16 protein-coding genes are annotated in these 21,108 nt (G+C 51.8%); 12 read left to right on the plus strand and 4 right to left on the minus strand.

The window, feature by feature from the left end:
• Window positions 1-12: 12 nt before the first annotated feature.
• On the minus strand, window positions 13-1,602 hold the full coding sequence (locus P1U47_RS02345; protein WP_301026937.1) for an ATP-binding protein: 1,590 nt from the start codon (window positions 1,600-1,602) through the stop codon (window positions 13-15).
• Between the two features lie 158 nt (window positions 1,603-1,760).
• Between P1U47_RS02345 and P1U47_RS02350 the strand changes: the two genes are divergently transcribed.
• Both P1U47_RS02350 and P1U47_RS02355 read left to right on the plus strand, forming a co-directional pair.
• Window positions 1,761-3,389, plus strand: coding sequence for an NAD+ synthase (locus P1U47_RS02350; RefSeq protein WP_301026938.1), 1,629 nt, complete (start codon window positions 1,761-1,763; stop codon window positions 3,387-3,389).
• Between the two features lie 103 nt (window positions 3,390-3,492).
• A complete protein-coding gene (locus P1U47_RS02355; RefSeq protein WP_301026939.1) occupies window positions 3,493-5,100 on the plus strand; it encodes an FAD-dependent oxidoreductase in 1,608 nt (535 codons plus the stop codon).
• Between the two features lie 208 nt (window positions 5,101-5,308).
• Here the strand turns inward: P1U47_RS02355 and P1U47_RS02360 are convergent, their stop codons facing one another.
• A complete protein-coding gene (locus P1U47_RS02360) occupies window positions 5,309-6,181 on the minus strand; it encodes an outer membrane protein assembly factor BamD (RefSeq protein WP_301026940.1) in 873 nt (290 codons plus the stop codon).
• 97 nt (window positions 6,182-6,278) lie between these two features.
• Here P1U47_RS02360 and rluD point away from each other — a divergent pair, with 97 nt between their 5' ends.
• The 7 genes from rluD to P1U47_RS02395 all read left to right on the plus strand — a co-directional run bounded on the left by rluD (window position 6,279) and on the right by P1U47_RS02395 (window position 14,947).
• Window positions 6,279-7,235: a 23S rRNA pseudouridine(1911/1915/1917) synthase RluD gene (rluD, locus tag P1U47_RS02365; protein ID WP_301026941.1), complete on the plus strand. Its 957-nt coding sequence runs from the start codon at window positions 6,279-6,281 to the stop codon at window positions 7,233-7,235.
• Window positions 7,236-8,003: a peptidoglycan editing factor PgeF gene (gene pgeF / locus P1U47_RS02370; RefSeq protein ID WP_301026942.1), complete on the plus strand. Its 768-nt coding sequence runs from the start codon at window positions 7,236-7,238 to the stop codon at window positions 8,001-8,003.
• Between the two features lie 128 nt (window positions 8,004-8,131).
• Window positions 8,132-10,720 (plus strand): ATP-dependent chaperone ClpB, encoded by a 2,589-nt coding sequence (clpB, locus tag P1U47_RS02375; RefSeq protein WP_301026943.1) that lies wholly within the window; start codon window positions 8,132-8,134, stop codon window positions 10,718-10,720.
• 147 nt (window positions 10,721-10,867) lie between these two features.
• Window positions 10,868-12,448 (plus strand): DUF4331 domain-containing protein, encoded by a 1,581-nt coding sequence (locus P1U47_RS02380; protein WP_301026944.1) that lies wholly within the window; start codon window positions 10,868-10,870, stop codon window positions 12,446-12,448.
• A 12-nt stretch (window positions 12,449-12,460) separates the two neighbouring features.
• Window positions 12,461-12,706, plus strand: a complete 246-nt coding sequence (locus P1U47_RS02385; protein ID WP_301026945.1) for a hypothetical protein — start codon at window positions 12,461-12,463, stop codon at window positions 12,704-12,706.
• Window positions 12,707-12,728: 22 nt separating this feature from the next.
• A complete protein-coding gene (locus P1U47_RS02390) occupies window positions 12,729-13,844 on the plus strand; it encodes a hypothetical protein (protein WP_301026946.1) in 1,116 nt (371 codons plus the stop codon).
• The gene (locus tag P1U47_RS02395; protein ID WP_301026947.1) at window positions 13,841-14,947 is read left to right on the plus strand and encodes a HupE/UreJ family protein; all 1,107 of its coding nucleotides are present in this window, start codon (window positions 13,841-13,843) and stop codon (window positions 14,945-14,947) included. Before P1U47_RS02390 ends, P1U47_RS02395 begins: the two co-directional genes overlap by 4 nt.
• A gap of 9 nt (window positions 14,948-14,956) precedes the next feature.
• Here the strand turns inward: P1U47_RS02395 and P1U47_RS02400 are convergent, their stop codons facing one another.
• Entirely contained in the window at window positions 14,957-15,412 is a 456-nt protein-coding gene (locus P1U47_RS02400; protein ID WP_301026948.1) for a DUF4124 domain-containing protein, read from the minus strand.
• A 519-nt stretch (window positions 15,413-15,931) separates the two neighbouring features.
• Between P1U47_RS02400 and P1U47_RS02405 the strand changes: the two genes are divergently transcribed.
• From P1U47_RS02405 to P1U47_RS02415, 3 genes are all read left to right on the plus strand, one after another.
• Window positions 15,932-17,680 carry an acetolactate synthase 3 large subunit gene (locus P1U47_RS02405; protein WP_301026949.1) on the plus strand — a complete coding sequence of 583 codons (1,749 nt, stop codon included), beginning with the start codon at window positions 15,932-15,934 and terminating at the stop codon, window positions 17,678-17,680.
• Window positions 17,681-17,684: 4 nt separating this feature from the next.
• Complete coding sequence (gene ilvN / locus P1U47_RS02410; RefSeq protein ID WP_008251432.1) at window positions 17,685-18,176, plus strand: acetolactate synthase small subunit; 492 nt, start codon at window positions 17,685-17,687, stop codon at window positions 18,174-18,176.
• Window positions 18,177-18,461: 285 nt separating this feature from the next.
• A complete protein-coding gene (locus P1U47_RS02415; protein WP_301026950.1) occupies window positions 18,462-20,333 on the plus strand; it encodes a hypothetical protein in 1,872 nt (623 codons plus the stop codon).
• 337 nt (window positions 20,334-20,670) lie between these two features.
• Here the strand turns inward: P1U47_RS02415 and P1U47_RS02420 are convergent, their stop codons facing one another.
• Window positions 20,671-20,976, minus strand: coding sequence for a hypothetical protein (locus tag P1U47_RS02420; RefSeq protein ID WP_301026951.1), 306 nt, complete (start codon window positions 20,974-20,976; stop codon window positions 20,671-20,673).
• Window positions 20,977-21,108 lie beyond the last annotated feature (132 nt).

Here is a 21,108-nt window from a genome sequence, read left to right on the forward strand (position 1 = left end):
CACGTTTGGCTTTTAATCAAGCAAGGTGCCGCGGTCGGGATGCGAGAATTGTAATCGAAAACAACTTTGCGCAAGTGCGGTGCGCTGGTAATAAATATGGATTTGATTAGCTAAACATAATTCTCGACATAAATAGAGTCCTAGGCCGTTGCCTTGCGATTGAGTGGTGAAAAAGGGTTCAAATATTTTATCTTCGTCTTCCGGATTTATACCCGCGCCGTTGTCGATAATGTCCAGTATTACGGCGCCCGAACGGGGCGAGTTGTGGCAGCGAAATAATAATTCGGCTTTGCCGTGTTTGGCTGCACCATGGCGTGCGCCATTGTCGGCGATATTCGAGATAATTTGGCTGAGCTGGCTGCGGTCAACATTAACGGTGTCGAACTCGCCTTGCTTTTCGAGACTCATGCTGAGCCCGCAATGTTCGGTGGGGCGCCAGTCGTCAATGAAGTTTTGCAACCACTCGCTTAAAGAAAAGCGCTGTGGCTGCGGGCTGCGGCCCCGCGACAGTTCGAGAATGTTTTTGATAATGTCATTCATGCGCAGCGCGTGACTTTGAATAATGTCGGCAAAACGGGTGTCGCTGCTGTCGAGATTGGGACTTTCGGCGAGCAATTGTGCCGCGTGGCTAATGGCGCTCAAGGGATTGCGAATTTCATGGGCGATGCTGGCGGTGAAGCGACCCAGCGAGGCGAGCTTCAGGTTTTGTGCGCGCTGGGTAATTTTGCTGATGTTCTCAATATAAAGCAGGCAGTCGCTGTGATCGTGGGCTTCGAGGTTGGTCATATTAACGTGAACATCGAGGTGCTGGGGGCCGACGCCGATAATACGTGAATGATTTACCCCTTCTTTGGCCATTTCAATAAGCATTGCTGGAGCGTATTGGTTTTGATCGGTCGCCGCGGGGCGAATATCGAGCAACTCTTGGGCGGCGGCATTGATGAGTTTGATGTGGCCAGTTTGCGACATCACAATAATACCGGTCTGCATTCTTTGCACAATGCGCTGATTGATTGCCGACAGCTTTTCAATGTCGGTGCGTCGTCGCTCAGCTAATTGCTGGGTTTTAACAATGCGGGCGCTGAGGTAGCGAATGGCGATGGCGGCCGAAAAATAGGCCATGCCGGTGATGCCGGCAACAATAAATTGCTGGGTGCCAACCCGCTCGTAAAGCGTGTGTACCGTAACTTCGCTGATGGCGGTGATCGTGGCGAGGGCGGCAATGGCCAAACTCAGCTGGCTAGATAAGGTGATGCTGGCGGCGCTAATCGACACAATGAGCAACAGCGGCAAGCCGGAATCGGCGCTGCCTGAGCAATAGCTCATAAAGATAATGGCGCCAATATCGACGAAAAACTCGAAAAACAGCTGGGTAGGGCTGTAGCGGCCCGTCATGAAATAGTGGCGTACTAACAGGCCTAGGGCAAAAATGGCGTAGGCTGAAGCCACCACCGCAAATAATCGGGGGGCGCTGGTGCCCAATGTCGACTTAGCGGGGCCAAATATGAGCGCCACAAAAAAGGCGCCAGCCAGCGCAAAGCGGTAAGCACTGTACACGCGCATTATTGCGCGCTGCTGGATATGATCTTGGGCGATGGCCATAATATACCTTAGTGGGTTCTAGTCTCAGTTTATACGTCCATAGTGGGGGATGCACTCTCGCTTATTTGATAGAATAATGCGTCCTAATTGAGTGCTAGGCTCGAGCTGCCGTAAATAAGCCGAATTTAGCCCCCGTTTTTGTAGATGGAAACCGTTTAATGACTTCACTGCGTATTGTGCTGGCTCAAATTAATCCTGTGGTTGGGGATATTGAAGGCAACACTAACAAGATTATTGCCACCATAGAGACGGCGGTTTCTCGTCACGATCCTCAGTTAATCTTATTTCCCGAGCTGGTAGTGACCGGCTACCCCCCAGAGGATTTGCTGCTGCGCGACAGCTTGGTGCATCGCATTGAGCGGGCGCTGCAAAAAATCGCCAGCCAAGCTCCTAAGTGCTATGTGGTGGTGGGCTATCCACGGTCCTTAGATGGCAATCTATACAATGCCGCTGGGGTGTTTTTTGGCGGCAAATTGGTCAACGAATATCACAAGCAGTGCCTGCCCAATTATCGGGTATTTGATGAAAAGCGTTACTTTAAAGAAGGTAAGCACACCCTAGTAATGGATATCTTTGGGGTGCCAACCGCGATCAGTATCTGCGAAGACGTGTGGGAAGACGCGCCCACCGCTGGCGCCAAGGCCGAAGGTGCCCAGCTAATGCTTAACCTCAGTGCCTCACCATTCCACGCGGGCAAGCAAATTGAGCGCGAGGCATTGCTGGCCCAGCGTGCATGGCAGGGTGGTATGCCGGTGGTGTACTGCAATTTGGTGGGCGGCCAAGATGAATTAGTTTTTGATGGCGCCTCGATGGTGGTGTCGGCGGAAGGCGAATTAATCTCCCGCAGCCCTGCTTATATTGAATATATCAGCTGCGTTACTGCGAACTGGGATGGTCGCCGCCTGCGTTTTGACGAGGGCGAAGTCAGCGATTTACGTCCGGTGTTAGAGGATATTTACGAGACTCTTGTGCTGGGCGTGCGGGATTACGTTAATAAAAATGGTTTTAAGAGTGTGGTCTTGGGTTTGTCGGGTGGTATCGATTCGGCGGTAACCTTGGCGATAGCTGTAGATGCGCTGGGCGCGGATCGAGTGGAGGCGGTAATGATGCCCTTCCGCTATACCGCCTCGATGAGCATGGAAGATGCCCAGGCCCAGGCGGCTATTCTTAAAGTGCGTTATCAGGTAATTTCTATCGAGTCGGTTTACGATGCTTTTATGCTGGCCCTAAATGACGAGTTTGAAGGCCTAAGTACCGACAAAACCGAAGAGAATTTACAGGCCCGCTGTCGCGGTGTGTTGCTGATGGCGATCTCCAATAAAAAGGGTTCACTGGTACTAACCACCGGCAATAAGAGTGAAGTGGCGGTGGGTTACTCCACCTTGTACGGTGATATGGCCGGCGGCTTTGATGTGCTCAAAGACGTTTCGAAGATTCGAGTTTTTGAATTGGCGCGCTACCGTAATAGCTTGTCGCCAGCGATTCCGCAGCGGGTTATCGACCGGCCACCGTCGGCGGAACTAGCGCCAGACCAAAAAGATGAAGATAGTTTACCTCCCTACGATATTCTCGATCAGGTCATTGAGCGGTATATTGAACACGATGAGAGCGCCGAGACGATTATTGCCGCGGGTTTTGAGCGCGAGATGGTTTATCGGATTTTGCGACTGATCGATATCAATGAGTACAAGCGCCGCCAAGCCCCAATCGGCACGCGGATTACCGAGCGTGGCTTTGGTCGCGATCGTCGCTACCCCATCACCCAAAAATGGCCGATTGGCGATTAATAGGGTGTTTTTCAACAAGATAGCTTAATAAGGCTGCTAAGACTTACGGCTGTGTTTCACAGCCGATGTATTTCCGCATCAGACAATCAGGGAATAGGGCAGCATGGAATTACGGGCAAGCAATGTACGAAAGCTCAAGGACGGAACTTTCGATGTATTAATACTTGGTGGTGGCATTAACGGCGCGGTATCCGCTGCCGCGTTAGCGGCAAAGGGCGCGAAAGTCGCGCTGATTGACCGCGGCGATTTTGCGGGGCTAACCAGTTCTAACTCCTCAAATTTGGCGTGGGGGGGCATTAAATACTTAGAGAATCACGAGTATTTTTTGGTGAACAAGCTTTGCCGTAGCCGCAATCATTTGATGCGCAGCTACCCTTCAACCGTAAAAGAAATTCGCTTTCTTACCACTATTCAAAAAGGCTTTCGGTTTCCGGCTTTTTTCGTTTATTTAGGTACCATTGTGTATTGGCTCTTTGGCCGGTTTGTGACCCGCGCACCGCGTTACATGAGCCGCGCGGCGCTGGCTAACGCTGAGGGGGTTATTGATACCAGCAATGCCGAAGGAGGATTTGAATACTCGGATTGCTACCTTTACGACAACGATGCCCGCTTTGTATTTAATTTTGTGCGCACCAGCCTGAATTACGGCGGCATCGTTGCTAACTACGTTGAGTCCCTCGGCGCCGAACGCCGAGATGGTCTGTGGCATAGCCGTGTGCGCGACAATATCAGTGGCGAGCAATTTACTATTCGCGCCAAAGTACTCATAAACGCCTGTGGTCCCTATGTTGATACTCATAATCAGTTGAGCGGTCAGCACACCGCGCACCGCCACTTGTTTTCCAAAGGCATACACCTAATTGTTGATCAAATCACTGAAAGTCACCGAATACTGACTTTTTTTGCCAGTGACGGTCGCCTGTTTTTTGTGATTCCAATGGGCCCCAAAACCTGTATTGGCACCACTGATACCCAAGTTGAAAGCGCCGAGGTTGAAGTGACCGAGGCCGACCGCCAGTTTGTGTTGGACAATGTTAACGCCTTGCTCAAGCTTGAAAAGCCGCTGACCACTGCCGACATTATCTCTGAGCGCTGTGGTGTGCGGCCCTTGGCACTAAAAGGCGAAGATGGCGTGGCCGATTGGGTGAAGCTGTCTCGCAAGCACGCGATCGATGTTAATGCGCAAGACCAGCATCTCAGTATTTTTGGCGGCAAGCTCACCGACTGCATCAACGTTGGCGACGAAGTGGCCGAGTTGGTGGCAGATTTGGGTATAAATCTGCCTTACGCCAAACAGCGCTGGTACGGCGAGCCAGGTAATAGCGTAAAGCGCGAATACCTCCATCAAGCCGCGCTGATGGATCTCGATGCTTTAACTGACCCCAGCTCATCAGAACCGCTAACCCAGCGCTTGTGGCGCCGCTACGGGCGCAGCGCCATCGAAATGCTAGAAATGATTCGCGAAGACCCCAGCAGCGCGGAGTTGCTTATTGAAAACGCCGAGTACCTGCGCTGTGAGATAGAGCACGCCGCAAGGCGGGAAATGATCACCAAACTCGACGACTTCCTGCGCCGTCGCTCAAAAATAGCACTGGTAGTGCGCAGAGAAGACATTATCAATGCCCCAGGTCTGCATGAAGCCTGCGAAATTTTGTTTGGCGACGAAGCGGAAGCGAAGTTGGCAGAGTATGTGGCGGCGACTGCTGGGTGATTCGCTGGATGCCGGACGGGAGACGGGAGACGCAAAGGCTTTGAACCTCGGAGCTTATCTTAGCGTCTCCCGTCTAGCGTATAGCAACTAAGACGGCATCCACAAAAAAAGGCCGCAATCGGCGGCCTTATTACAAACTATGTTACTTGCTGGAGATTAGGCTTAACGCCAAAAGCGTCTCCCATCTCCCGTAAAGCGTCTTGCAGTCCTACTGCTCCGTCTCTTCCCGATTATCAAACTTCGGTGGCTCATAGCGATCAAACAAGCCTAGGGTCGCTTTATTGATAACCGAACCTTCCTGATCTAAACCAACTTGGCTAACAAAATTGCCATTTTTGTCTAGCGAGGGGTGGTTGGGGTAGTTTTTGCGCAGCACCATTAGCGATTGATCGGCTAGGTCGTTCATTCCCAGCAGCAAATATGCCTGTACCATTACCGCGAGGGCGTCTGGTATAGCGGGGGTTTGCGGCAGGTTTTCAATTACATAGCGACCACGGTTGGCGGCGGCTAAGTAGGCTTTACGCTTGAAATAGTAATTGGCAACGTTAATTTCGTAGCGCGCCAGACGGTTGCGCAACTGCACCATCCGCGCCTTGGCGTCGGGTGCGTATTCGCTGTCTGGGAAGCGCTGCAGCAACTGCCGGAAGTCATCAAATGACTTAATCGTCGAACCGGGGTCGCGCTGGGTCATATCCGTGGGGATAAAACGCTCCAAAAAGCCCTCACCGTCGGTGTAGTTGGCTAGCCCGCGCATATAGTAGGCATAGTCAACTTTCGGGTGCTGGGGGTGCAAACGAACAAAGCGATCAGCGGCAGCCACCGCAGCTTCGTTGTCGCCACCGCGATAATAACCGTAAATAATCTCTAATTGCGCCTGTTCGGCGTACGGGCCGAAAGGATAGCGGCTTTCTAGGAGCTGTAAATTCTCCACGGCCAATGAAAAGTTTTTGCTTTTCAGGTAGCCTTGCGCAGCTTCGTAGATTTCTCGCTCCGAAAATTCGGGCCGATCTGGATCGCTGGCACAGCCAACCACCAGTATGCTTATAAAGAGAAGTGCAAAGACCTTAACGACAGCTTTCATGTAATTTTTCCAAATAGCGGAATATCCCCAAAGACCCCTTGCCTTAGCGAGGGCCTGCTATTTAAACACAGCGCGAAGATGGTATAAAGAATCAGCTATGACCGAGATTATAGATCGACAGGAAATTGTTCCCGCGGGCTTCAATGGCGACCGTTTTGACCAAGTGGCTGCCCAGTTGTTCCCAGAGTATTCACGCTCGCGCCTCCAAACGTGGATAAAAAGCGGTGAACTCACCGTCAATGGTGAGGTTCAGCGCACCCGCGACAAGGTTTACGAAGACGATAAGCTAAATTTACACGCCGAATTACAGTCCGAAGTGCGCTGGGAAGCTGAGGAAATTGAGCTTGATATCGTCTTTGAAGACGAACATGTTCTTGTTATTAATAAACCGGCAGGTTTAGTTGTACACCCTGGCGCAGGTAATCCCGACGGTACTTTGTTGAATGCCCTGCTAAATCACTTTCCCGATATTGCTACTGTCCCGCGTGCGGGGATTGTTCATCGTCTCGATCGCGACACTACGGGCTTGATGATTGCCGCCAAAACCTTAGAAGCTCACACCAGCTTGGTTGCTCAGCTTCAGGCGCGTGAAGTACACCGCGAATACGATGCGGTGGTCTTTGGCACCATGACCGGCGGCGGCACGGTAGATGAGCCCATGGGGCGTCACCCACGCCAACGTACCAAAATGGCGGTGAGCCAAATTGGTGGCAAAGAGGCGATTACCCATTATCGCGTTACGCGGCGTTTTTTAAATCACACCCATATTCGCTGCTTTTTAGAAACCGGTCGCACCCATCAAATTCGGGTGCACATGGCGCATATTAAATACCCCCTAATTGGCGACCCGCTCTACGCTGGTCGGCCGCGTCTGCCCAAGGGCGCCAGCGAAGTGCTAATTACCGCGCTGCGTGGTTTTGGCCGTCAGGCCCTGCACGCCCGCCGTTTAGAGCTGGAACACCCCATATCTGGCGATACCATGTCTTGGGAAGTGCCGCTGCCAGAAGACATGAAGGCGCTGTTGGCAGTGTTGTCTACCGAGGACGTACGCTGAGTGTGGCTGACGCCAGATTGGCCGGCACCGGCTTCGGTGGTCGCGCTGTCGACCACCCGAAGTGGTTTTGCGGGGTTTAAGGGCGCGAGTACGGGCCCGTATGAAGGCTTTAACCTTGGCGACCACGTTGCCGATAGCCCTGAAGCGGTGGCAGAAAATCGCGATCAGTTACTTGGCGCCTGCGCCGGTTTAGCGAGTATTGGCTGGCTAAACCAGGTGCACGGCACCGACGTTGTCACGCTGGCGCAATCGCCAGTTACTGTGCCGAGTGCTGACGCCAGTATTTCCAAGGTGGCGGGTTTGGGTTGTGGGGTGCTAACCGCCGACTGCGTGCCGGTGCTGTTTTGCTGTCGCGATGGAACGCAAGTCGCCGCTGCTCACGCCGGTTGGCGGGGGCTGTGTGCCGGCGTTTTGACAAATACCGTGCAAGCCTTTAATTGCTCGGCCAGCGACGTGTTGGCGTGGATTGGCCCCGCAATTTCCCAAGCTCACTTTGAAGTTGGCGCAGAGGTTTACCGCGCGTTTAAGGCTGATTTTGCGGGGCCGGCCTCGGCCGAGATCGATTCTGCCTTTAAATCTGTTGGGGCAAAGTCGGGTCATTACCATGCCGATCTTTATGCCCTCGCTAAAGCGCAATTGCTCGCTGTTGGGGTGGGCTGGGTGGGCGGCGCGCAGCGCTGCACGTTTGCAGAGGCAGATGAGTTTTATTCCTTTCGGCGCGACGGAATCACCGGTCGTCAATTAAGTTTGATCTATATCAAGCCCTAGGCTCTTATTCGCTCCTTCGCTTGGGTTTACTCCTATCTCATCTTGAAATTTACACGCTCCTCCCCCATTTATAGAGCATGACAAGTGAGGGCATTCGCCTTCTAGTTACTGTTGTCGGAGAGCTCAAAATGCGAATAGATCGTTTTACTACTTCTTTGCAAACCGCGGTTGCAGATGCCCAGTCACTGGCGCTGGGCAAAGACCATCAATACATCGAAGCGGTACATTTACTTGGTGCCCTAGTTAAACAGCAGGGCGGTAGTGCTAGGCCCTTGTTAACGCAAGCGGGCGCCAATATTCCTCTGCTAGAGCAGAGTATTGCGGCGGCGTTGGAGCGTATGCCTACGGTGCAAGGCGCGGGCGGTGATGTGCATATTTCACCGGCTTTGGCGCGTATTTTTAATGTAACAGACAAGCTCTCCCAGCAGCGCAAGGACAGCTATATTTCCAGCGAACTGGTGTTGTTGGCAATATTAGAGTCCAGCGATGAAGCCGCCAAGCTCCTCGCCGATTGCGGCGTTAAAAAAGGTGCGCTCAATGCGGCAATTGATAAAGTGCGCGGTGGCCAAGCGGTCGATGATGCCTCTGCCGAAGAGTCGCGCCAAGCCTTAGACAAATACACCATTGATTTAACCGAGCGCGCTGAGTCTGGCAAATTAGACCCCGTGATTGGTCGCGACGATGAAATTCGCCGCACTATTCAGGTTTTGCAGCGCAGAACAAAAAATAACCCAGTGCTAATTGGTGAGCCTGGTGTAGGTAAAACCGCCATTGTTGAAGGTTTGGCCCAGCGTATTGTGAATGGCGAAGTGCCCGAGGGCTTAAAAAACAAACGAGTATTGTCTTTAGACTTGGGCGCCTTATTGGCCGGTGCAAAATTCCGTGGTGATTTTGAAGAGCGCTTAAAGGCGGTGCTCAATGAATTGTCTAAGGAAGAGGGCCGGGTGATTCTGTTCATAGACGAATTGCACACTATGGTTGGCGCCGGTAAAGCCGAGGGCGCTATGGACGCGGGCAATATGCTCAAACCCGCCTTGGCGCGGGGTGAGCTGCACTGCGTGGGCGCTACCACCTTAAACGAGTATCGCCAATCGATTGAGAAAGACGCGGCGCTGGAGCGGCGCTTCCAAAAAGTTTTGGTGGAGGAACCTTCAGAAGAAGACACCATCGCAATTTTGCGTGGTCTGAAAGAGCGCTACGAAGTGCATCACGGCGTGGACATCACCGACTCGGCGATTATCGCCGCCACCAAATTGTCGCAGCGCTATATCACCGACCGTCAACTACCAGACAAGGCCATTGATTTAATCGACGAAGCTGCCAGCCGCATTCGTATGGAAATTGATTCCAAGCCCGAGGTCATGGACAAGCTTGAACGGCGTTTGATTCAATTAAAAATTCAGCGCGAGGCGGTTAAAAAAGACGACGACCTTGCCGCTCGTAAACAGCTAGACATTCTTAACGCCGATATCACCAAGGTCGAAAAAGAATTTTCTGATCTGAATGAAATTTGGAAAGGTGAGAAGGCCGCGCTGCAAGGCTCGGCGCAAATTAAAGTGGATTTAGAACAAGCCAAACTTGAGCTGGAAACCGCCCGCCGCGCCGGTGATTTAACCCGTATGTCTGAGCTTCAATACGGCAAAATTCCCGAGCTGGAAAAGAAATTAGCCAGCGCCGACGCGGTGGATCACGGCACCATGCAATTGCTGCGCAATAAAGTGTCGGAAGAAGAGGTCGCCGAGGTTGTGTCGCGCTGGACCGGTATTCCCATTAGCAAAATGCTGGAAGGTGAGCGCGATAAATTACTGCGCATGGAAGATGAACTGCACCAGCGGGTAATTGGCCAGAGCGAGGCGGTAGAAGCAGTGTCTAATGCCGTGCGTCGCAGCCGCGCCGGCTTAAGTGATCCTAATCGGCCAAACGGTTCCTTCCTGTTTTTGGGGCCAACCGGCGTGGGTAAAACCGAACTGTGCAAAGCACTGTCGATGTTCCTTTACGACAGCGAAGACGCCATGGTGCGCATTGATATGTCGGAGTTTATGGAGAAGCACTCGGTGGCTCGCTTAATTGGCGCGCCTCCGGGCTATGTTGGCTACGAAGAAGGCGGCTATCTCACTGAGGCGGTGCGCCGTCGTCCATACTCATTGCTGTTATTGGATGAGGTCGAGAAAGCGCACCCCGATGTGTTTAATATTTTGTTGCAGGTTCTGGATGACGGGCGCCTCACCGACGGCCAAGGTCGCACCGTCGATTTTCGCAATACCGTGATTGTAATGACCTCGAATCTTGGCTCCGATGTTATTCAGGAAATGACCGTTGCCGGTAGCGAGTACCCCAAAATTCGCGATGCGGTGCTCAATGTGGTGTCTGGGCATTTCCGTCCAGAATTCATTAACCGGATTGATGAACTGGTGGTGTTTGAGCCCTTAGATCGCACTCAGGTACAGGCCATTGCCGGTATCCAGTTGGGCATTCTCAACAGCCGTTTGGCTGAGCGGGAGCTGCGCCTTGAGGTGAGCGACGAAGCCATGGATCGCTTGGCCGATATTGGCTTTGATCCGGTTTACGGCGCACGGCCGCTCAAGCGGGCGATTCAGCAGCAATTTGAAAACCCGCTAGCGCAAAGCTTATTGAAAGGTGAGTTTGTTGCGGGGCAGGTAATCAATGCCACGGTCGATGAGGGAAAAATTGTGTTTAAAGCGCCGCGCTTGCAGTGAACGTTTGCCCCGGTTAAATGCGTGCCCAAGCGGATGTTAACGGTGGGTTGTAAGTAAAAATTCGTATTGATTTGGTATTTAAGGTGATCTGTGGCGGTGCCTGTGTCGTAAAGACCGGGCACAACCACTAATAACCGAGGTGCCACAATGAAATACCAAACTCAGCGATTCCCGCAGCGAGGGCTGCTGGCTCTATCTGTTCTCAGCGCAGCCATTCTCAGCCAGTATGCGATGGCATCCAGCCACCGTGAAGCACCATTCATCGCCGGTTCGCCTAAGGTCGATGGCACCGATTTCTATATGTTCCGCAGCTATGAAGCGGATCGCAGTGATTATGTAACCCTAATCGCCAACTACCAGCCCCTGCAAGACGCCTACGGCGGCCCCAACTACTTTACTATGGACCCGACCGCCCTTTACGAAATACACATCGACAATAATGGCGATGCGGTAGAAGACCTTACGTTTCAATTTAAATTTAACAATGCCTACGGCCAGGCCAATGCCGCGGGTTTAATCACCAATGGTGAAATTGAAACTGGTAACGGTGGGGTGCAAGTGCCGTTGGCCGCAGTGGGCGGCGGCAGTGGCAGTACGCCTGGTTATTTGAATGTGGTCGAAACCTATTCGGTGAATGTGGTTAGCGGTGATCGCCGCAGCGGAATGAGCAGCGCAGTGAGCATGGCGGGCGGTGGCACTACCTTCACCAAGCCAGTTGATAATATTGGTAATAAAACAATTCCCGATTACGCCGGCTACGCCGCGCAGTATGTTTACGACATTAGCGTGCCAGGTTGCAGCGGCCAAGGTCGTGTGTTTGTTGGTCAGCGCCGCGAAGGCTTTGTGGTGAATTTAGGCGAGATTTTTGACCAAGTAAGCCTGAATCCGCTGGGTGCGCGTGATTCCCGCAGCAATACCATTGCCAATAAAAATGTAACCTCCTTGGCTTTAGAGCTGCCCATTAGCTGCCTAACAGCTGGCGGTGATCCGGTTATTGGCGCATGGACTACGGCGAGCAAGCGTCAGGGTCGTATTTTAAATCCTGATCCAACGGGGCCCGTGGCTGGCGATGCGGGTCAAGGCCCAAGTGTTGAAGGTGGCGCATGGACTCAGGTGTCGCGTCTCGGTAGCCCACTGGTAAACGAAGTGGTAATCGGTATTACCGACAAAGACAAATTCAATGCCAGCGAGCCGAAAGATGACGTGGCGAATTTTGCCAGCTATGTGCTGTACCCAACGCTGCCAACCTTGGTCGAAGTGCTGTTTGGCGTGCCGGCCCCAATGCCAGAAGGCGGTCGGACTGACTTGCTAGCGGCCTTTGTTACAGGTGTGACTACGGGTGCCACTGATACGCCCGCTAATTTTAAATTTACCACCCCAGCAAATTTAACCACACCAGGTGAAATGCTGCGCATGAATACCGCTATTGGCGCGGTGGTGCCGGGCGCTGAGGGCTATAGCGATTTGGGTTTCTTGGGCTGTGATTTGGCGGGCTTTCCCAACGGTCGTCGAGTAACCGATGACGTGGTGGATATTGCCCTAACAGTCGCCGAGGGTGCTCTGCTGGGTGAGAACAACTTACAGACCTGCGACCTTAGTGGTAGCGCGCCAACCGTGGCTAACCCTGGTGCAGTGGTAAACGACGGTGCCAAGCCTAATCCGGCTGAATACTCTACCAGCTTCCCGTATTTGGCTACGCCTATTGCTGGCGCAGTCTCTGCCAATTAAAAGGAGCTAGCGATGAAGACGATACTGAAATGCAGTCTCGCTCTTGCTGTTGTTGCTGGCCTTGCCGCTTGCAACGACAGCGACAGCAAATACGATGGCAGGGCGCAAGCCGGTGGTAATACAGAGCAGAGTTTTAGCCAATTGCTAACGTCGGTGTTTTTGCGTGATGCCAATGCCGCCCCCGTTGCGATTAATGACGCGAATGTCACTGAGGATTTCGATCCTCAGGCGATTGCCGATTTATCAGTAGCTAATTAAGACCATGGCGCGAGTGAATACTTTGCGGTTTACAAATAATACTCGCGCCATACTCCCCCTGTTAATGGGGTTTATTCTTGGGCCTGGTTTATCGCTAGTAGCAAGTGCGTTAACGGGGCCTGCGGTCACTCATCCTACTCGCGATGAACAGACTGTTTTTACTATTACCAAGCAAGCGACTCCCCAAAATACCCTACAGAACTCGTTGTTAGCGACGACTCCAGAGCAGCACATTGCCCGCGCCAAGCAGGCCTTGCTGGATTTTCAGCGCAGTGCTAATCCTCGCTTTCTAGGGAATGCTCAGCGTGAATTGGCTGGTGTTTTAGCCGCAGATTACAGCGCTGACTTCTATCTTTACCGCGCCTCTCTGCGGCAAAGCCTGCATCAATTTTCAGCGGCTAGTGCCGACCTTGCAGTGTTAGGCAAATTGCAGCCAAATAATTTTCATGCACACATGATGCGCTTTACCATCGCCTTTGTTAGCGGTGATGAGGCGGGTGCTGAACTGGCCTGCCAGACCTTAGCAAAGGTGAATGATGACCTTTATGCAGCGAGCTGTCGCCAATTGCTGCGCGCAGCGCATGCTGAGGAGCTTGGCGAAATTGAGGCGGCGTATCGTACACTAAAAACCGCCATGGCCAAGGCGGGGCCCTTGGCCGACCGCCAAGCCTTAAGTTGGGCGAGCGGCAGCTTGGCCGATATTGCGGAACGCGCTGGTCGTGATGATGCCGCGCAGCTGTGGCAATTGGTGCTCAGCATGAACCCCGATGACGTGTATGCTAGGGCGCGTTTGGCAGCGTTAAAATTGGCAGCCAACGACGATGCCGCCGTTTTGATCTTAACGAAGGCGTATTTGGCGGTGGATTCACTCGCGGTATTAAATGCCATTGCCGCGCGGCGCCAAGGTGGCGGCGAGCAAATTATTAGTCTGCTGCGCGAACGCTTTAATGAGGCGTTGTGGCGTGGTGAGGTATTGCACAAACGTGCCTACGCGCAGTTTTTACTGGATATAGAATCTAAACCCGCTGCGGCATTGATGTGGGCGAAAAACAATTGGCAGGAGCAGCGAGAATGGCCAGACACTCAGTTGTTGGCACGGGCCAAACGCGCCGTAGCGCAAGCGGAAAATAGCCAGTGATACGATTGTTGCTGTTGGTTTTTAGTCTGTGGTTTTCGCTGAGCGCCCACGCCCACAAAGCCAGTGATAGCTTTATTTATGTGTATGCAGACAAGATCCGCTTAGATATTGCGCTGGAAGATATGCAGCGCCTGCAGCGTTTTGACCTTAATGGCGATAGTCTGCTTACTTGGGGCGAGTTGCTGGCGGGGGAGTCGCAGTTCCGAGCCTTGCTTCGGGAAACCGTTCGCCTCAGTCATCGCTACGGCGATTGCCCTATTCTATTTCGCCTCGACGGCCTAAGTGAACACAGTGATGGCAGTTACGCCGCTTGGTCGCTCGATGCCGCCTGCTTGCACGAAACCGACGAACTAACGCTATCGTACTCGCTATTATTTGATATCGACCCTCTGCATCGCGCCTTAGTTGCGGTGAATGTTGGCGAGGGAAAAACCTTGTTGTCTTCAGATTTAGTGCAACGCGATGAACAGGTGCAATTAAGTGTGCTGTCGCCGGCCAGCCCGCAGCTGGTGTTGGGCAATGTCACGGCGTGGACCACCGCCCTTAAATTTACCAAAGAGGGTGCAATTCATTTAGCGCTAGGTTATGACCATCTGATGTTTCTGCTGGCGCTGCTGCTACCGGTAACGCGACAGCGCGGCAAAACGCCACTGCGAACGGTGTTTGCTGAGGTAGTGGGTATCGTCACCATGTTTACCTTAGCGCACAGCCTAACCTTGGTCAGTGCAAGCTTGGGTTGGTTTAGTCTGCCCTCGCGGCCTGTGGAGATTGGTATTGCCCTGTCGATCAGTCTCGCTGCGTTGCTGGTGCTGCTCAATGTAAGCGTGGTGTTTCAGCGGCGCTTGGCGATGACGGTGGGGCTGCTGCACGGTTTTGGTTTTGCGGGGGTATTGGCGGGCATGCTGTCGGCCAGCCCTATGAAGCTTGTCGCGCTGGGGAGCTTTAATCTTGGTATTGAGTTAGCTCAGTTGGCGGTGGTGGTGGCGGTGTTGCCACTGTTGTATTACTTGGCGGCGAGGCCGTTTTATCAGCGCCAGCTGCTCCCGCTAATGGCCATTGGCTTAGTGGCGAGCGGGGTGTTTATGGCGTGGCAGCGCTTTTAGTTGGCAGGCTTAATTGCAGTGCACGTTAATGACGTCTTGGGCGCGATTTCTCTGCTCGGCAATTTCTTCGCTATTTAAAAACCGGCTGCTGCCATCGGCATTGCTAATCCGAATGCGAGTGCCGTTTGCAGCTAGCGATTGCATATTCGCCTTAGCCTTGGCGCAAAGCTCGGGGTTTTTTGGCGGCAGTATTTCCATTTTTTCTGGCAGAGCGTCGTCGCCTGCGGCGATCTTATCGGCACTATTTTCCGCGCCGCTTTGGTTTAGGCTCACATCGCTGTCTAAGCTTGCGCCGCTCGACGTTTTAATAAAAACCGACGCGCGGCCATTAGGTGGCTGCTGGGTGAAGTGGATTTTGCCTTCGCCGTCGGTCCAGCGGTAGTAGCCGCTTTTGTCTGCATAGCTATTGAAGCTGGCAATGAGTAGCGCGGCGCAAAGGCTGGAGATTAGTAGGGTCTTATTCATAGCGTGGTGCTGCCGTAAAGATAAGTTACAAGGATTATGGCAGATAATCTGCGAGGAAGAAAAACTGCTGTCGGATTCTGTGGCCGACTGCGCCGAATTAAGCGGAATACTTGGTAATCCTGTGAATTTACGGGAAATTTAGTATTGACATAAGCGGCCATAGGTTAAAAAATACGCAGTCTATCTTTGCGATAGCAAATGGCTGTTTTCCGCGCCGCTTACCTGCGGCCAAAGTACAGAGTGCGACTCATCGTGTTGCACGGCTACATCAGTAGTTCCATTCACTCTGCAGACACATGACCTGTGTTGCGAGATTGCCCGCACCGCGTTATCCCGCGTTGCATATAAGCGCTGCCCTGCAGCATTTTGGCGTTTCGCCCGGAATTCAGCCGTGTCGGCTGAGCAACCGGTGGTAATGTGTTTCGACATCTTTGTTCTTGTTAATCAGGTTTCGGGCTTGTGGCTCGGGCTATTTTTTTACAAGTTTTTGCGTATTCAAACTGAATCGAGGGTATTTCAGTGGAATTGTTATCTGGCGGCGAAATGATCGCACGGGCCATGGAAGACGAGGGTGTAGAATTCATCTTTGGCTATCCCGGTGGTGCCGTACTGCATATATACGATGCTTTATTTAAAAGCTGCAAGGTGCCGCATATTTTAGTGCGTCACGAACAAGCGGCCACTCATGCCGCAGACGGCTATGCTCGTGCCACCGGCAAGCCCGGTGTGGTGCTAGTCACCTCTGGCCCCGGCGCAACCAATGCGATAACCGGTATCGCCACCGCCTATATGGACTCCATTCCTATGGTGGTCTTGTCAGGTCAGGTGGCCAGCCACCTGATTGGCGAAGACGCCTTTCAGGAAACTGATATGCTGGGTATTTCTCGGCCCATCGTTAAGCACAGCTTTCAGGTGCGTCGCACCGAAGATATTCCGGAGATCATTAAAAAGGCCTTTTACATTGCCACTACTGGCCGCCCCGGCCCCGTGGTTATCGATCTGCCTAAGGATTTAACCAATCCTCACGACAAGTTTGAGTACAGCTACCCTAAAAAGGTAAAGCTGCGCTCTTACACGCCAGCAACCCGCGGTCATTCTGGGCAAATTAAAAAGGCGGCAAGCTTACTGCTGTCGGCCAAGCGTCCGATCATCTATGCCGGTGGTGGCGTAGTGCAGGGCAATGCTTCTGAACAATTGCGGGTATTAGCGCGGGAACTGAATTTCCCCGTAACCCACACCTTGATGGGTTTGGGGGCATTCCCCGCCAGCGATCGCCAGTTTGTGGGTATGCTGGGTATGCACGGCTTTTACGAAGCCAATAACGCCATGCACCACAGCGATGTGATCTTGGCGGTTGGCGCGCGTTTTGACGACCGCGTAACCAATACTACCGGCAAATTCTGTCCCGGTGCCAAAATTGTGCATATCGATATCGACCCCGCCGCGATCTCAAAAACCATTGCTGCCGACGTGCCGATTGTTGGCCCCGTCGATTCAGTACTGAATGATTTGCTGGCCGTTATTCACGAAATGCGTGCGGCGGATACTAGCCTGCCCGACAAAGACGCGCTTAAGCACTGGTGGAATCAAATCGACGAGTGGCGCGACACTCATGGCCTGTGGGTGCGCCCCCAGTACGACACCAGCACGCCGTTTATTAAGCCCCAGCAGGTTATTGAAACCCTGTGCAAGGTGACTCACGGTAAAGCCTATGTGGCCTCCGACGTTGGTCAGCACCAAATGTTTGCCGCTCAGTACTACAAGTTTGACGAGCCACGTCGCTGGTTGAACTCCGGTGGTCTTGGCACCATGGGCTTTGGTCTACCGGCTGCGATGGGCGCCAAACTGGCCTTCCCCGACGCGGATGTAGCCTGTGTGACCGGCGAAGGCAGCATTCAAATGAATATTCAGGAGCTGTCGACCTGCGCCCAATACAAGATTCCGGTGAAAATCATCAGTTTGTATAACGGCTATTTGGGTATGGTTAAGCAGTGGCAAGATATGCAGTACGACGGCCGCTACTCAGAAAGCGTTTACGAAAACTCGCTGCCTGATTTTATCAAACTGGCTGAAGCCTATGGCCACGTCGGTATTCAAGTCACCAAGTTAAGTGATTTGGAAGATGCCATGAAAGAGGCCTTTGCCCGTAAGAATGATCTGGTGTTTATGGATATTCACGTAGACCCACACGAGCATGTATACCCAATGCATATTGCCCCCAACGGCAGCATGCGCGATATGTGGCTGAGCAAAACGGAGCGGACCTGACATGATGCGACACATAATTTCGGTATTGTTGGAAAATGAGCCGGGTGCCCTGTCGCGGGTAGTAGGTTTGTTCTCTCAGCGCGGTTACAACATTGAGACCCTCAACGTTGCGCCTACAGAAGACCCAACCCTATCGCGTTTAACCCTAACCACAATTGGCGACGACCACAAAATTGAACAGATCACCAAACACCTCAATCGCCTGATTGACGTGGTGAAATTGGTAGATTTGTCTGAAGGTGCTCACATTGAGCGTGAACTGATGTTGGTTAAAGTGCGTGCCACCGGCGCTCAGCGCGCAGAAATTAAGCGCTGCACCGATATCTTTCGCGGCCAAATCGTCGACGTTGGCCCCAGCGTGTACACCATTCAAGTGACTGGCGCAGCAGACAAGCTCGACTCCTTCCTAGAGGCCGTTGGTGAAGCGGCGATCATGGAAGTCGTGCGCAGCGGTGTTTCTGGTATTGCTCGGGGTGAGAAAATATTGAGTCTTTAAATAGGGCTTGAGTGATTGATGAGGCGCCTTCGGGCGCCTTTTTTTTGGCTGGATATTGGTGATTAAGCTGATTAATTAATGCACTTGGGTTTATTTTGCTGCTTATATTGGTTAAGTTATTTAACGCTGATTATTGAGTTTTAGAAGTTAGTAGGCCAGCAATTGAGGCATAAGTTCTAGATTTCGATATCATTTTAATTGAAGTGCGAAATTAATCTAGTTGGCGGTTCCGCGCAGTTATTACTTTGTACACTTGCGTCAATTTTAAAATGAAAGGGAAGGGAAATGGATCTTCAAATGAAGAATGTGAATGTTTTGCGGTTTAAATCGCTTGTTGTTGGCCTTGTGTCGGCTAGCATACTACCGGGGTGTTTTAACGACAGCAAAGCGAAATCGCCTGCAGTAGTAGAAACCAGTTCCTTTAGAGTGCAAATGGTTGACCAAAGCGGTGCACGCTTAAGTACGGGCAGCATCAGAATCGTTGATGCCGTGGGTGGCGATGGCGATGCACCACGTTTTTCCCTAGCATCAGATGATAATTCTAAAACGGATTACAGCGTTGTTGACGATGCCGTTGCTGGGACGGGTGGGGTAGTTGACCTTAATTTGTTGTCTACTTCGCCACTTATTAGCGATGATCCATTAGATGTCGTTTTTGTCGGTTCAGCGCCAAATTTTGTATCCAGCAGCTCTTTACAAAGTATTACGGCTCCGGGTGATTACCTTATAACTATCACCCTGACCGCAATAAATTCTCCAGCGTCTGTTCCTGTTGCAAGTCAATCTGCTACTGGCAGTGCAACGTCAGCTGGCGGTGTGACTAATACGGTAGCCGATATTTCCAGTAGTACGATTACGCGAGCCGCTGATAGTGTTAGCAATACTGCCGCTGTAAAAGGCACGACGTCGGTAACCGTTCCCGCTGGTACGCAATTAAAAACAAGCACTGGCGCGCCGGCGGCTCCTGGCGAACTCACGTTAACGGTGGTGCATTTTGATAATGATACCGGTGCCGATGTTGATCCCGACTTTGTGCCGTCGAACGGCTCCTTGGCACTGTTTCCCGGTGGTTTGGATACAACAATAGAGGACGATGACCCGAGTACGCCCGAATCAGGTTCATTTTCATCGGCAGGTTTTGCGGCAATTGAATTGCGGGATTCAAACGGTGATTTAATTACTGAATTCAGCGGTAATCCCGTTTCAATTGAAATTACTATACCCGCAGGCACTCCATTTCCTGCAGGTGCAACTGGAGCGGGATTGGTTGATACAGCACCTGTTGGCACTGTAAACGCTGGCGATACGGTACCCGTATGGACCTACAACGAATTGACGGGAAAATGGAAGCCGCAATTAGATCCAGATACAGGTTTGCCTATCATCGCGACGGTTGAGAGTAAGTCCGACAACACCTTATTTGTTTCTTTTGAAACCGATCATCTAACGTATTTTAATCTGGATTACTGGTATAACTACTGTAACTCTAGTGTTTATGCTCCGGCGAGTTTTAATGTCATTGATGCCGCTGGTCAGCCAAATGCGCGGCAGTTTTCTCTGTCGTACTACCAAAGTAGCGGTGGTTGGGCGCGGACTAAACGCGCATATTCTTTGGATACATTCTCTTCGGTTGATGTGTACCGAGCACCGAACTTCCCAGTGGTGTTTGAGCTTAAAGAAGGCAGTGAGAGCCTAATTGCGACTTTTGAGCCCGCCGCTGGCGACCCGATACTGTCTCAAAATGGTAAGCTTTCGCTGAGTAATATCTGTGAATTGGACGGTGGGACGATAAAGTTAAACAAAACTAACCCCGGCGCCCCGACAAATATTCCCGTTGATTTTACGGTAGTTAATTCGTGTAGTGATGTTCCTGGTGAATTCATTGCAGTTTCAGATGCCACGGGATTTGTAACAGGTGGTGACAGCAGTGTAGTAAATGTTCCTTTGGGCGCGTCGACAGGCACAGGTATCGTAAATTTAAGTTCTAATGTGGACTTTATTTTTTCTGCGACGGCAGGCGGAAGCACAAATTCAACGCCGACTTTTACACCCGCACAAGTGAGTGAAAATGGTGTTCGGTTAGTGCTCGGTAGTCAAACATGTATCACAACCACGGGTGGAACTGGCGCTACAGGTACAGCCGGTACGGCATTGTAGTCGGATACGTAATAATATGATGATGCGTAAAAAGGGCGGTTAATCACCGCCCTTTTTTTGATAGCTCTTTATTAAAAATGCGTATTTGAAGCTAAATTGATATGGTGGTTGGCTAGACTTGGAATGCGAAATTGCAAGGGGTTTACTCTACAAATAGTCAATCATCTATGCAAAATACTAAATCTTATTGGTGTGACATGATCCGCTAGGAAAAACACTCGATCAGATTCTCGCTGAGTCCAAAGAATAGCGCTGAGTCGTCTACTTTACTCGGGAAGTCCAAAATGAGACTGGGGACTGTAGATAAAACTGTATAACTGCCCGTGGATTTAAGTAGTTAGGCCGTTATCTTCAGAATTGACTCGCCCTCGTTTAAACCAAATCGCTCACGTAGGCCATCATAGACATTGCTTTTGTCAGCGTTGCTGAGCGAACTGCCACTAAACTGCTCTAATAATGAATCTAAGTAATCTACCAGTTCAATGAAGTCAACTTGCGTTCCATTGGTTTGAGTTTGCGCTGGTGGCGCGCTTCTGGCGAGGCCGCCTATTGCACGAGCGTCGAAACCGGCATCGGCAAGCGTGCTAGCCAGCTCTTTGCTAGGGTTAATACCAGCCGCGGTGAATGTCTCGACAATTTCCAATGCTTGAGCTTGTCGGCATAGATCTTTCCTAGGGTGTCGTTAATCAATATCCTTTGTTCATCGCTTAACGTCGACGCTATACTTTGGTCTTGACGGGGTGGCGGTGGTGCGCTTGATAGGGAATTTATCATC

Source organism: Zhongshania sp., assembly GCF_029212375.1.
In the GTDB taxonomy this organism is placed as follows: domain Bacteria; phylum Pseudomonadota; class Gammaproteobacteria; order Pseudomonadales; family Spongiibacteraceae; genus Spongiibacter.